Annotated in this window: 16 protein-coding genes; 5 read left to right on the plus strand and 11 right to left on the minus strand. The window is 44.6% G+C overall.

Annotation, left to right across the window (positions count from 1 at the left end; all coding sequences use genetic code 11):
• Positions 1-133: 133 nt before the first annotated feature.
• The 4 genes from GVN20_RS14845 to GVN20_RS14860 are packed head-to-tail and all read right to left on the minus strand — an operon-like array spanning position 134 to position 3,195.
• Positions 134-622 carry a GNAT family N-acetyltransferase gene (locus GVN20_RS14845; RefSeq protein ID WP_166559084.1) on the minus strand — a complete coding sequence of 163 codons (489 nt, stop codon included), beginning with the start codon at positions 620-622 and terminating at the stop codon, positions 134-136.
• A 16-nt stretch (positions 623-638) separates the two neighbouring features.
• Positions 639-1,451, minus strand: coding sequence for a sugar isomerase domain-containing protein (locus GVN20_RS14850; protein ID WP_166559085.1), 813 nt, complete (start codon positions 1,449-1,451; stop codon positions 639-641).
• A gap of 47 nt (positions 1,452-1,498) precedes the next feature.
• Entirely contained in the window at positions 1,499-2,395 is an 897-nt protein-coding gene (locus GVN20_RS14855) for an ROK family protein (RefSeq protein WP_166559086.1), read from the minus strand.
• Between the two features lie 2 nt (positions 2,396-2,397).
• Entirely contained in the window at positions 2,398-3,195 is a 798-nt protein-coding gene (locus GVN20_RS14860; RefSeq protein WP_166559087.1) for an SDR family NAD(P)-dependent oxidoreductase, read from the minus strand.
• A gap of 135 nt (positions 3,196-3,330) precedes the next feature.
• Between GVN20_RS14860 and GVN20_RS14865 the strand changes: the two genes are divergently transcribed.
• The 4 genes from GVN20_RS14865 (at position 3,331) to trxA (ending at position 6,858) form a co-directional block, all read left to right on the plus strand.
• Positions 3,331-4,221 carry a hypothetical protein gene (locus GVN20_RS14865; RefSeq protein ID WP_166559088.1) on the plus strand — a complete coding sequence of 297 codons (891 nt, stop codon included), beginning with the start codon at positions 3,331-3,333 and terminating at the stop codon, positions 4,219-4,221.
• The gene (gene miaA / locus GVN20_RS14870) at positions 4,218-5,141 is read left to right on the plus strand and encodes a tRNA (adenosine(37)-N6)-dimethylallyltransferase MiaA (RefSeq protein ID WP_166559089.1); all 924 of its coding nucleotides are present in this window, start codon (positions 4,218-4,220) and stop codon (positions 5,139-5,141) included. The genes GVN20_RS14865 and miaA overlap by 4 nt, the downstream gene beginning before the upstream one ends.
• A gap of 6 nt (positions 5,142-5,147) precedes the next feature.
• Positions 5,148-6,404: a serine hydrolase gene (locus tag GVN20_RS14875; protein WP_166559090.1), complete on the plus strand. Its 1,257-nt coding sequence runs from the start codon at positions 5,148-5,150 to the stop codon at positions 6,402-6,404.
• Between the two features lie 118 nt (positions 6,405-6,522).
• Entirely contained in the window at positions 6,523-6,858 is a 336-nt protein-coding gene (gene trxA, locus GVN20_RS14880; protein WP_114065843.1) for a thioredoxin, read from the plus strand.
• 85 nt (positions 6,859-6,943) lie between these two features.
• Here the strand turns inward: trxA and GVN20_RS14885 are convergent, their stop codons facing one another.
• From GVN20_RS14885 to trpS, 4 genes are all read right to left on the minus strand, one after another.
• Complete coding sequence (locus tag GVN20_RS14885) at positions 6,944-7,507, minus strand: 50S ribosomal protein L25/general stress protein Ctc (RefSeq protein WP_166559091.1); 564 nt, start codon at positions 7,505-7,507, stop codon at positions 6,944-6,946.
• 56 nt (positions 7,508-7,563) lie between these two features.
• On the minus strand, positions 7,564-8,508 hold the full coding sequence (locus tag GVN20_RS14890) for a ribose-phosphate pyrophosphokinase (protein WP_114462363.1): 945 nt from the start codon (positions 8,506-8,508) through the stop codon (positions 7,564-7,566).
• Positions 8,509-8,583: 75 nt separating this feature from the next.
• Positions 8,584-9,159, minus strand: coding sequence for a phosphatase PAP2 family protein (locus GVN20_RS14895; RefSeq protein ID WP_166559092.1), 576 nt, complete (start codon positions 9,157-9,159; stop codon positions 8,584-8,586).
• Between the two features lie 42 nt (positions 9,160-9,201).
• A complete protein-coding gene (gene trpS, locus GVN20_RS14900) occupies positions 9,202-10,179 on the minus strand; it encodes a tryptophan--tRNA ligase (protein ID WP_166559093.1) in 978 nt (325 codons plus the stop codon).
• A 74-nt stretch (positions 10,180-10,253) separates the two neighbouring features.
• Here trpS and GVN20_RS14905 point away from each other — a divergent pair, with 74 nt between their 5' ends.
• Positions 10,254-10,934: a DUF2461 domain-containing protein gene (locus tag GVN20_RS14905; RefSeq protein ID WP_206023272.1), complete on the plus strand. Its 681-nt coding sequence runs from the start codon at positions 10,254-10,256 to the stop codon at positions 10,932-10,934.
• Positions 10,935-10,995: 61 nt separating this feature from the next.
• On the opposite strand, the gene GVN20_RS14910 is transcribed toward GVN20_RS14905, so the two are convergent.
• The 3 genes from GVN20_RS14910 to GVN20_RS14920 form a co-directional block, all read right to left on the minus strand.
• Positions 10,996-11,340, minus strand: a complete 345-nt coding sequence (locus tag GVN20_RS14910) for a hypothetical protein (protein WP_166559094.1) — start codon at positions 11,338-11,340, stop codon at positions 10,996-10,998.
• 253 nt (positions 11,341-11,593) lie between these two features.
• Positions 11,594-11,875: a hypothetical protein gene (locus GVN20_RS14915; RefSeq protein WP_166559095.1), complete on the minus strand. Its 282-nt coding sequence runs from the start codon at positions 11,873-11,875 to the stop codon at positions 11,594-11,596.
• A gap of 248 nt (positions 11,876-12,123) precedes the next feature.
• The gene (locus GVN20_RS14920) at positions 12,124-12,405 is read right to left on the minus strand and encodes a hypothetical protein (protein WP_166559096.1); all 282 of its coding nucleotides are present in this window, start codon (positions 12,403-12,405) and stop codon (positions 12,124-12,126) included.
• Between the last annotated feature and the right edge of the window lie 134 nt (positions 12,406-12,539).

The raw sequence follows: 12,539 nt of genomic DNA on the forward strand, positions 1-12,539 counted from the left end.
GTTTTTAGGATACTGTAATTTCAGCGGGTGGTGATGATGTAAAACCAAAAAATGTAAAAGTCTCTGTGCGGAGGGTTGCTCACAACCCGACCCTTTAAAACCTGAAATTTTTTTATTCTGCCATTCAATACTGCTAATCTAACCATTGGTACATTACATGTGCGTCGGTCAATCCTAATTCCCTGTGTTGAAAGGCTTTGGGCAATGTTCCTATGATTGTAAAGCCGCATTTTTGCCAAAGGCGGACGGCAACAGTATTGGTGGAAATAACACAATTGAACTGCATGGCTTTGAACCCGAGTCTTCGCGCTTCTCCCAACGAAAAACGGCACAACTGCTCTGCAATGCCCTGTCCGCGATAGGCTGGATGAACCATATACCCCGCATTTACTACGTGATTTCCCAAGTCGGGCTGATTGGCTTTTAGAAAAAAAGTACCTACAATTTGACCTTTTTTCTCGGCTACGTAGGTGTATTTTTCGGGGTCAAACCAGATGTCCATCATTTTTTCTTTGGAAGAATCTGGCGCGTACATGTAGGTATCGCCCGCTCGAATGACAGGTTCTATAATTTCCCAAACGGCATCTTGGTCATTTATTTCGGCCGGGCGTATGGTTAACATTGGTTGAATAAAAATACTATTTAAGTGTTTTATTTTCAGAGATATAGCTAGGTATTCCTACTTTCTCGTACATTTTCGCAATGCGGTGAGCGTGCTCGTCATAAGCCCCTTCAAAAAGCTCTACCGCCCGCTGGGTGCCTACCACGGCGGCGGCGCTGAGTACTTTTGGCGGCTGCCCCGCTTCAGTCAAGAGGCGGGCGGTTTCGGCTTTCAAGCAATTGATGAGCGTTGCACCGCCCACGGTACTTCCTGGGGCAACGGGCGTATCGAGGTTGGGTACGTAAACCATGGCATCGCCAGCGGGTGCGCCCGTGTCGAGAATTAAATCGGCAAAATCCGTCAATTTCTTACCGTCGGCGCGTTTGGAAGTACTCGCCGCTGAATGTAGGCTAGTCACCAACGCAACAACTTTGATGCCACGCTGTTGAAAAATTTCAGCCATTTCTACGGGGACAATGTTGGTGCCCGAAGAGGAAATAACCAAGGCGGTATCGGTGTCAGAAAGGTCAAAATTGCGTAATATGCGCTCGGCAAATCCAGGTACATTCTCTAAAAACATGGCTTGTCGCTGTCCGTTAGCCCCTACTACGAGATTATGAAACGTAAGAGAAAGTTCAACAATGGGGTTAAATCCAGCAAATGAACCGTAGCGAGGCCACATTTCTTCTACCATAATTCGGCTGTGTCCGCTACCAAAAATGTGGACCATCCGCCCCGCCAAAATGGAAGCAGCAAACCATTGCGCAGCCTGTTCAATTTGAGGTTTTTGCGCTTCAATGGTATCTAATATACCGCGCGATTTATTGATAAAGTCTTGTATTACTGACATATACGATTGTTTTTGTAGAGACGAAAATTTTGTCTCTTCTTGCTGATTTACAAGGTATTTTTGATTTTTGACATGGCAAAACCTGCGGCTCCGATGGCCCCTGCCATGTCGCCAAACTCGGCCTGAACGATGGGCGTTTCCTTCCCACCTGGTCGCCATTCATAAAAGTCCATGAATTGTTTAAGGGGTTCAAAAAGGGCATCGTCGGCAAAAGTAATTCCTCCCGCCAGGACAATCAATTCGGGCGAAAAAGCATTGACCAACGAGCTGAGTGCCACGGCTAATTTTTGGAGGGATGAAAGCCAAACCAGCGAAGCCCAAGCATCTCCTTTACGGTATGCTTCTACCAGCTGCCATGTCGATTCAAAACGCCCTTTGGAGCGTTTGGCAACGGAATAATTGCCGATGGCATATTCCAAACTGCCTGGCATTCCTACAATGCTAACTTCGTCGTCGGTGGCATTGAGCGACAAGTGCCCCAAATGTCCGGCCATTTGACTAAGTCCTTGATACAATTGTCCGTTGATGAGTAGACCGCCACCTATTCCCGTGCCGAGGGTCAATAAAACGACATTTTTATGCCCTTTCGCCACGCCAAAGGTTGCTTCAGCCATCAATGCCGAATGGGCGTCGTTAAGGATGTAACTGGTTTCACCCAAGTAATTGCTCCAAACAAAATTTTCCAGCCCGTTAAGACGATTGGGTAAAAAAGCAATGCATTGATTCTGCTCGTCTGGCAGGCCTGGGGCCGACATTCCGATGGCTGCGACCGGTTCTTGCAACCAACTTTTGAGGTAAAGCACCATTTCCAAGACATTTACGCGCCAAGTAGTGTCGCCATTGTCGTGAGTTGCCACGTAATGTTGTTTCAAAACGGTCCCCTTTTCGTCAATGATGATTCCTTTTACGTTGGTCCCACCAAGATCTATTCCGATGATGTACATAGTCAATATTGTCCTTCAGAAATGGACCAGCCGCCGTCGACCGATAAAATTTGTCCCGTAGTAAATGTTGAATAATCGGACATGAAATACACCGCAGCTCCGTCTAAATCAGCGGGTTGTCCGTTGCGACCACCGTCCAATGGTTGTTTTGTTTTAACAAAATTGAGGATGACCTCATCTTTGGACGCGCGCTGACTCATAGGCGTTTCGACCAAAGCTGGGGCCAATACATTGATGCGAATGTTGTTTTGGGCGTAATAGGCCGCAATGGATTGAGAAAACCCAATAATGGCCGATTTAGTGGCCGCGTAAGCGTGCGTGACAAAGTATTTGGGGGAAGGGGAGTAGCCCAATACTGAGCCCATATTGAGGATGCTCCCGCCCGTATTTTGTTTTAAAAACTGACGGATAGCCGCCTGATTGGAAAGCATCAGAGACGTGAGGTTAAGTTCAAATGTTTTGCTCCAACCTTCCAACGACAGCTCGTGCAGTGGTCCATCGCCGTATTTGCGCCCGCTGCCGCCGGCTACGTGGTACAATCCTTCGAAGCCACCGTAGGTTTGAATTCCTTTTTGAATGGCATTGTCGGCCGTGAATGGGTCAATGGCGTTGCCTTGAAGTACTGTTGCTCTTGTGGTTCCCAAGATTTTTTCAGCTTCGGCGCAGCTATCAGGGTTTCTTCCAACCACCACCACGTTTGCGCCCTGCGCTACAAATGCCTTCGCCGCTGATAATCCCAACCCGGTGGTTCCACCGATGATAATAATTGTTTTATTTTCAAGCCACTTATCCGAAACCATGTTATTTTTGTCATTAATCCCGACTTGTTTTGACCGATTTATAGGGCTGATTTTGGGATAAAAATATCAACTTATTATAAAAAGTTGAAGAACGTTTTATCTAACGTATGTTCTTGAAAAATTAACCAACTTCCTTTGGAATCAACCCCGCCGTTTATCCGTGAAATAGCCGATTTTCTACGTACTTTAGCGGAGATAGAAGCCCCCCCCGTTTCGATTGAAATGCCCTTTTCTTACTTTTTTTTCTCTAAGCAACGCCTTATCATTCACTGCATTCCGTTCAATCAAGGGTTAACGGAAATTTTGCCAGATACCTGCGTAAACGTATCTGATGCGTGGGCTGCCATGGGCATAAAAGTGGTTCATATTTGGGAAGATGTGTGGCGGACAAAAAATGAAGTCGTGCAGTCAAGATTGAGGTCATTATTCGGGCGTTCGTATCGAATCCCTGCGCGCTTGACGGAAGTGCGCCGAATCGACAAGCCGACGTTGGATGCCTTTCTAAAAATCAATCATTTGCAGGTTTCGACCACGGCGAAGTATAAGTACGGCCTTTTTTTACCACATCGTTATTTCAGGGTATTGGAAAAATGGACTAAAAAACCTGATTTTTCATTTCTCAGGCCTGAACCATCTTCACTTCTTGTTGCGGTGGCATCCTTTAGTGGTGGAAAAAATATCCCTAGAAACTCACAAACATACCGTTCTTTTGAGTTGATTCGTTTTGCCAATGTGTTGGATGCAACAGTTGTGGGTGGGTTGGATAAATTGTTAAAAGCGTTTATCAAAGAAGTGCATCCCGACGACATCATGACCTACGCCGACCGCGATTGGTCCAATGGGCAAAGCTACGAACGACTGGGTTTCGAACGGCTCGGAACAACACCCCCTCAGACGTTTTTAGTCAATCCTAATACTTTTGAACGAGAATACGCAACGCCTGAAAGTAAACTTGAAAACGCCGTAAAAGTCTACAACTCGGGCAATATAAAGTATTTGCTTGACCTCCTAAAGTATCCAAAATGAAGCCAATTATTGTCATTCTCGGACCCACTGCCTGCGGCAAAACCCACTTGGCAACGCAGTTAGCGTATGCGTTGGACGGGGAGATTATCAGCGCCGATTCGCGTCAGGTTTATGAAGGAATGGACATCGGAACAGGAAAGGATTTGAAGGAGTATGTGGTTCATAATCAACAGATACCGCACCATTTGATAGACGTCCTAGAGGCGGGAGAAATGTACAATGTTCACCGTTTTCAACAGGATTGTTACGAAGCAATTGCGGAGATCGAGGCTAGAAATAGACTGCCTATTATTTGTGGTGGAACAGGGTTGTACATCGAAGCGGTGTTGAAAGAACATCAGTTTACGGCGATACCCATTGATGAAGAATTTCGCGAAAAACTTCGGCAATTATCTGACGAAGAATTGCGGGAATATTTTAAAAATACCCCTTCAGAGTACGCCCATTTGGCCGATACGTCCACCCGAAAGCGCCTGATTCGGGCCATCGAAATTTCGGTTTTTCTCACCCATCATCCTTTTCCTGCTTCATCCAATACGAAGGGAGTTATTCCTGAATATTATTTATTTGGACTTTCGCTGCCTGTAGAGGAGCGGCGCGCCCGCATTACCCGACGCCTACACGAACGATTGCAAAATGGAATGATTGATGAAGTTCAGGGGCTGTTAAAACGGGGTATTTCGGCCGAGCAATTGATTTATTACGGATTGGAATATAAATTTATTACCCAATATCTCCTCGGTTTGTTAGATTATGGTACGATGGTTGAGCGATTAAACGTAGCGATTCACCAATTTGCCAAACGTCAGATGACTTTTTTTAGAAAAATGGAGAGGGATGGTTTGCTCATTCATTGGTTGGATGCGCATTTGCCCACGGAAGAATTAATAAGAGAGATAAAATCAACGGCAGGATTGTAAAAATCTATGAAAAACAACAACGTGAAAAAAACAAAAACACTTTTTCAATTACTCTGCTTTGTCATGGTGACGATAACGCTTGGCGTTTACAGTTGCCGCGAAACGGAGCCTGAACCACTGACGGCAACTTTGTCTGATTTGTTTGCCCAAAAACTGGAAGATACGCTTCAAAATAGGGGAGTGGGCTACGCTTTTACGATTTATGAGGGAACGGAATTGAAGGCTGAAGGAAGCGGTGGGTTTCAATCCCGTATGGCAGACCCCGAAGGGCAAAAGGACTTTACACCCGATACAAAGCTGCACATTGCCAGCATGACCAAGACGATTACGGCAATGGCCTTTTTGAAAGCGGCTTCCCAAAAAGGGTTGAAAACCAGCGATTTAATTGCGCCTTATTTGCCTGCTTCCTGGAAGCTAGGAGCGGGGATTGATAAAATTACTTTTGGTGATTTGTTAACCCATAAAAGCGGAATAAGGGGACTTGGTGGTTCGTGTTTGAACGGCGCTTACGGTGAAAATATATACGCTGGTCTAAAAAGTTTGATGGCATTGGGAGTAACTTCGCGGGGAAATTATTGCTATCAAAATGCTAATTTTGGGCTGTTTAGGATATTAATTCCCCGTATTTTGGGCTATGCTTTTACGGGCAATGACGCCACTGACGATACCCAAACCCAACAGCGCTATTTGGCTTTTTTACAGCAGGAAATTTTTGAAAAAGCGGGAGTTCAAAATGCCATCGCGTCTTTTCCCGCCAATAATCCCACGTACACTTACAACTTTCCCCTTACTACTGGCCAAAGAGGCTGGAATCCAGGTAGTTTCGGACCCGTACTTGGAGCCTACGGCATGTATCTGACCGCGACCGAAGCGGGTAAAATCTACGCATCGGCGTTGTCGTCGGGGGCCAATGAAGTGCTTACACCCTCCTTGGCTGACACACTGATAGTGAAGAACTTAGGTTGTTATAAAGCCACCTCAAACCTTGGTACGATGGTTTATCATGATGGTTGGTGGTACGAAATGCTCACTCCTGCTGGACGTGGGCTTCGTACTATATGGGTCAAATTTCCCAATAACCTTACCTGTGTGTTGTTTGTCAATGCCCTTCAATACAAAAATAATTCATTACTTTTTCCGTTTAACGACGGCAATATTGTGGGGTTTGTTTACAACGCCTACGCCAAGGCGTTGCAGGCGCGCGGGGCACGGGTAAGTGCGGAATCTGCATCGCTTTCGATAGAGCATCCCGAACCCCACTAGGCTGTTTAAGAAGATTGTCGATTTTAAAGTTTGGGAACTTTTGCCAGGGGCAAAATGGTTTCTTCACTAAATACAATCATTCACTAATCGTACCGGCGACCCGGTCATCAATAATAAAATGGGAAAGGCAGTCGAAATTACAGACGCAAACTTTGGCGACTTGGTCGCAGGTTCAGATAAACCAGTTTTGGTAGATTTTTGGGCAGAATGGTGCGGACCTTGCCGCATGGTGGGCCCCGTAGTAGAAAAACTCGCAGAAGCTTATGAAGGACAGGCAGTTATCGGAAAAGTAGATGTGGATATGAACCCCGAAACAGCCATGAAATTTGGTATTCGCAGCATTCCAACTTTGTTGTTTTTCAAAAATGGAGAGGTCGTAGACCGTGTAGTAGGCGCAGTACCACAAGTAGTATTGGAAGACAAATTGAAAGCTCAGTTGCCAGTAACGGCCTAATTTGCAGCCTAAAATTCTGGTATATAAAAGAGAAGCCCCGCAATTTGCGGGGCTTCTTGTCTATTAGCCATTATATGGGGAAAGCTTACTTCAACGTACCGCGCAATGCACGTGGGATTTCAACGCCCGCGATTGGTAGCGAAGCATTGTTTACGATTTTAAACCCTTCTACTTTTAAGTGACCTACTTTTACTGATTTACCTAAATCAAGATCACCTACGGGTACGTCAACGAAATCAGGGATGTTTTTTGCCAACCCGATTACTTTGATTTTACGCAGTTTCTGTACCAATTTACCACCTTTGGTTACCCCAATGGCAGTTCCTGTAAAACGTACAGGTACTTCAATTTTGATTTCTTTTTCATCGTCAATGGCCAAAAAGTCGGCGTGGAGGATGATGTCACTCACTGGGTGATACTGTACATCCTGCAAAATTCCGTAATGAATTTCACCTTCGATGTTTAACGTCACTTTGTAAACGTTAGGAGAGAAAAGAAGTTCACGGAAGAGGTACATAGGTGCCGCAAAGTGCACTTGTTCCGTTCCACCGTACAATACACATGGAACCATTGCCTGAAGGCGTAGTTCGCGTGCTTCTTTCTTGCCGAGATTCGCTCTTTTAAACCCTACAATCTCTGTACTTTTCATAATTTTTGTATTTAAAATAGTTTGAAAATAGCTAATGAATCACTCATTAACCCCTGCTAGGCAGGATTTATAAACAATGAACTAATAGATTCGTGGTCACGGATACGGCCGATGGCTTTGGCAAATAATTCTGACACCGACAATACCTTAATTTTTTCATTTTCTTCGCGCAACGGAATGGTATCCGTCACAATCAGTTCTTCCAACATCGATGTCCGAATACGTTCGTGGGCGGGGCCTGACATCACTGGGTGGGTACAAATGGCACGTACCGACTTGGCTCCTTTACTCATAACGAGCTCGGCGGCTTTGCAAATGGTGCCTCCTGTATCAATCAAATCATCAATGAAGACCACGTTGGCGTCTTTTACGTCACCGATTACCTGCATTGAGGCCACTTCGTTGGCTCTTTTGCGGTATTTGTCGCAAAGGATAATGTCGGCGTTGAAAAACTTCGCAAAGTTTCGGGCGCGGGCGGCACCACCCACGTCGGGAGAAGCCACCACCAGATTGTCTAGCTCCAGACTCTTGATGTAAGGCACAAACACGCTTGTACCTTCTAGGTGTACCACTGGAATGTCAAAAAATCCCTGAATGGCACCGGCGTGCAAATCAAGCGTCATGATTTGCTCGGCCCCAGCGGCGGTAAGCAAATTTGCGACCAATTTGGCGGCAATCGGTACCCTTGGTTTGTCTTTGCGATCTTGACGAGCGTATCCAAAATAAGGAATAACCGCCGTGATTTGGTGAGCAGATGCTCGTTTGGCGGCGTCGATCATCAACAATAATTCCATGAAATTTTCGGAAGAATTAAAGGTTGATTGAATCAAGTAAACGTCGCATCCTCGAATGGATTCTTCGAAGCTGGGAGACATTTCACCGTCACTGAATTTACGTAAACTGTAGCCACCTAAGTCTCTCCCGTAATGACGGGCAACTTTTTCTGCCAAGTAATTTGACTGCGAACCGGAGAATATTTTTATTGGATTAAATGAGGCCATGCCCTGAAAAAATTTGCGCAAAGGTACGGATTTTTCTTTTACCGAATTCATGATTGGGATGTTTTTTGAGGAATCTTAGGCAAGTTTCTTTCGTAACCTGAGGATTCTTTCAACACTTTTGACGGCAATCCATGCCGCCGCCGCTCCAATGCAGGCCCCAACTACTACATCAAACGGATAATGAACCCCTACGTAAATACGGCTGTAAGAGACGGCCACTGCCCAAGGAAAGAAGAACCATGTGATCCAAGGGTACTTTTTTCCTACCAATAAATACAGCGCCATAGCCAGCCCAAAGCTATTGGCGGCATGGGAGGAGGCAAACCCATACCTGCCTCCGCAATCTTCAACCACTAAGTGAAGTTTATCTTGTAAATACAAAACATGGCATGGCCTCAGACGTTCAAAAAAGGGCTTGAGCAGGCCCGAGGCAGTTTGGTCGGCAATAACAATGGTAAGAATCAGCGCGCCAATCATCCCCGCTGCCCGTTGATTATACTTCCAAATGAGCCAGACAATCAGCAAAGCGTACAGGGGTATCCACGTGTTTCGTTGCGTTACCCAATACATAATCGTATCTGCCCAAGGGGTATGTAACCCATTGAGCGTTAAAAATATACGAGTGTCGATTTCCTGAATTTGATGGAGCATGTAGGTCCCTCTTCTGTTTATGGGAAGCTGGGTTAGCGTGTGTTAAGATAAACCAATTTTCTGGCGAACATCAGCTATTTTTTTTGCCGCAACGGCGCGGGCTTTTTCTTCGCCTTCCTGCAATTTTTGCTCCAAAGCGTCGGGGTTTTCGTGGTAATAATAATTGAATAGCTCACGCTCTTTCCCAAAGCGACTGTTTAGTGCTTCAAACAAAGCCTGTTTGGCGTGTCCATAGCCGTAGCCGCCTTTGAGATAATTCTGACGCATTGTTTCGATGTCAGATTCGCTGGCAATGAGCGAAAAAAGTTTGAAAGTAATATCGTTTTCGGGGTCTTTGGGAGCCTCTAGTGGCGTAGAATCCGAAATGATTTTCTTGGTTATTTTCTGTAATTCTTTTTCGGGCAAGAAAATATCGATGTAATTTCCGTACGATTTACTCATTTTTTGGCCGTCTATGCCAGGTATCACCATCATTCGCTCATCAATGCGGGCTTCGGGTACCACGAAAGTTTCGCCGTAGGTACGATTGAAGTTTTCGGCCATGTCGCGGGTCATTTCGAGGTGTTGCTTCTGGTCTTTTCCCACGGGTACAAAATGAGCATCGTACAACAATATGTCGGCAGCCATCAAGACAGGGTACACAAACAGGCCCGCGTTGACATCCGCCAACCGGTCTGCCTTGTCTTTGAACGAGTGGGCATTGGCCAGCATGGGGTAAGGCGTAATGCACGACAAGTACCAAGTCAGTTCGGTATGGTAGGCGGCCACCCGTGATTGGCGATAAAAAACCACTTTTTTCGTATCCAGTCCGCACGCCAACCACGCCGCTGCCACGGCCCGGATATTGTCCTTGAGGGTGTTGGCATCTTTGAGGGTGGTTAAGGAATGCAAATCGGCAATGAACAAAAATGACTCATTCCCAGTTTGTTCGGAAAGTTGAATGGCGGGCAAAATGGCGCCCAAAATATTGCCAAGGTGCGGTTTGCCGCTGCTTTGAATACCCGTTAAAATTCGTGACATTTTTTGTAGTTTACAGTACTTCTTCCTGCGAAGCGGTGCAAAATTGCTATTTTTAAGGCAAAATACGAAATCTTATGCTGACGGAGTCAACCTTACATTTTTTAAAAGACTTAGCCGAAAACAACAACCGTGATTGGTTTGCTGAAAACCGTAAACGTTATGAAACCTCAAAAAAAGACCTTGAACAGTTGGTGGCCGCTGTATTGAAAGGGGTGAGTGAGTTTGAATCATTGCCCAATACCGAAGTAAAGGACTGTATTTTTCGAATCAATCGCGATATTCGTTTTTCCAAGGATAAATCGCCTTATAAACAATGGTTTAGTGCGGCCATCGGGCCAGGAGGGCGTCATTCGGGCCGTACCGATTTTTACCTACATATCCAGCCCGGAGAATCCTTTTTAGGGGCGGGAATGTGGGCTCCAACGCCTAAACATTTGGCCAAATTTCGGCAAGAAATTGACTTTAATCCCCAAAGTCTTAAAAGCATCATTGATGCCCCCGAATTCCGCGATTATTTCCCCGAAATTTGGGGAGAATCCCTTCAGCGTTCTCCTAAAGGATACCCCGACGACCACCCAGACATTGATTTGTTGAAACGGAAGCAATTATTTTTTATGCATAAATATTCCGATGCGGAGGTTACCTCGCGGGGTTTCGCCACTGAGGTTGTTAAGGGCTGTCGCCTCATCAAGCCGTATTGTGAGTTTCTGAATTATTTGTTTTTTGATGAACAGGAAGAAACTTTTGAATTGTAACCATTTTCCAGAAGCGTCCATTTTCAAAAAAGCCGCTCTAACAGCGGCTTTTTTGAAATTACTAATTGTATAGTTTTAAAATCCGCCTAATATGAGGCTCTAACTCTTTTGAAGGCAGGAGTTGCCATTCTCGGTCATAATTGGCGACACTGCCTGTGGCCATCCCTTTTTCGCCCTCCCAAATTCGGAGCTTCCAGATTCTTCCGTTGTTTATTCCCAGCTTGGAAGATTTGGGGAGGACATTTACTTCAAATCGGTATTTTGCAATCTTTCCTCCATGCCAATTCATGGCCTCTACGAGGGCTTTCTCGGCTTTAAGTTGAAGAAAATAGTCATTGTCAATTTCGGAATATAAGCCATAGTCCTGCTCATCTCGTGAGCTTGCGAAATAATGAATAGTATCCATTAAAAACAATATTTAGATTGGGTAGGGTAAATTAATATTTAAATGTACATCAAATATCCCTAAAAGTGCAATATGTAAATCAAAATGGGATGTATTTTTTTATGTCTAGTTTTTCAATAAAATAATTTAAAGATTCATTATAACTATTTTGCCAAAAAATTGAGACGTATTGTTAGTGTGAGCTTTTTGTGATTCTCAATTGGTTCTGATGAGAAAAGACTTTCAATATCCTAAAAGGGAAATAAATTGGCCATCAATAGACCATAATCCCGATGCCTTTGACTTGCGCTTCATAGATATTCTCAAGGATTGTTGAATAGTGGGGATTGACTCTTCTTTCAATAATAAACCAAGCGGTACTGATACTGAAGGGGTTTTCGTACGTTTTACGGATGATTCTGGAGGCAGAAAAGTCATTTACGGTGCAGATAACTTTAATCGCTTCTTTTTGAAAGCGCTCGTGTCGGATGATGTGTAGGTCAAAATTTATCTTAGGTAAATTTCTTTGCGCTATATCAAATAGTTCTTCAAGCATCAATTCCGAGTATTTACTACAATGTACTACTAATTCCCAAGAATTGATAGTTTTATAAAAAACACTTCTGAAATAAACGATTTAATAATGTGCCATAATCGTATCGATGATTTTTTTAGTGGGTAGTTCAATGTCAGTTTTGTTGAAGAGAAATTATCCTTTTAATGCTTTGTCTATACCCACAAACCGCACGAACTGAATGAAATTGAACTCCAATTGGTCAAATATTACTTTTTTATCCTCTGCTTTTAAATGTAGGTTGGGGGTATAGCGCAGATTGGTACGTAAAAGCCAAGCATCGGACTGGGTAATCCGAATATCCCCACCGAAAATGACGCCAAGGACCAATTTTTTTGCTTTAAAAGTTTGAACATTGCGCCGTCGGTATCGGCTAACGCTTCGTAGGCGAGCGTTGGGCCTACGTAGGGGACAAAACCATTGTAGTCGCCCCAAAATTTGTACCTTTCGAAGGTATATGAACGGCGCTCGTAGTTTAGTTCAACATCGTACCCGTTTGAGCCATAACGCAATGTACGGTAAGGTACTCCTTACCAGCAATTTAACCGATTTTTGGCGTTCAATTTACGTACTCCTGTTTTCATGTAGCGCACGCCGCCTTTTGAAGCCTCCCGTTTGTATTAATCCAATAACTCAACCCAATGTT

Origin of the sequence: Runella sp. CRIBMP (assembly GCF_009905605.1) — a bacterium.
Lineage (GTDB): Bacteria > Bacteroidota > Bacteroidia > Cytophagales > Spirosomataceae > Runella.